This is a genomic window from Oleiphilus sp. HI0086 (genome assembly GCF_001635225.1).
Genome location: NZ_LWFZ01001465.1, coordinates 1 through 481 on the forward strand (window position 1 = coordinate 1; position 481 = coordinate 481).

General features: G+C 41.8%; 1 pseudogene. It reads left to right on the forward strand.

From position 1 onward, the window contains the following. Positions 1–243: 243 nt before the first annotated feature. Positions 244–481 (forward strand): annotated as a pseudogene (locus A3756_RS24905) (hypothetical protein); the annotation flags it as partial.

Below are 481 nucleotides of genomic sequence, written 5' to 3' on the forward strand. Positions count from 1 at the left end.
GTGAAATAACACAGAAGGGCATTATGCCTTTAGGTGGTTTGCATGTTTTCACTTCCGTAGCGCGAGATCCTTTAACACTTATTCAGCACGCTAGAGATGATTTGGCCAGACGAATGTGCAATGAACCCTAAGGCAAATTGCGCACTGATCTATGAGATCTGTACGTAATCCTATACCTAAAAAAATTCATGACTGCGTTATCGTTGTTTCTCCATAAAACAATCAAAAAGCTGGAGAAGCAAAATGATTAGATTAAAACAAAAAAAATTGATAGACCTGCCAGTGAAGATGGCTAAGGCTGTCAAATTTGCAGCTGCCTGTATAGTTTCTGTGAGTGTTGTCGGTTGTACAGGTAACCCTTACGAAGAAGTGGCAGATCGCAATGACGTTATTACTCTGGGCGACTCGATCTTTGATCTTAATGGTGTCATTCAAGAGACGCTCGAATCCTATGCCGGTGAGACCTTTCGAGATTACACGC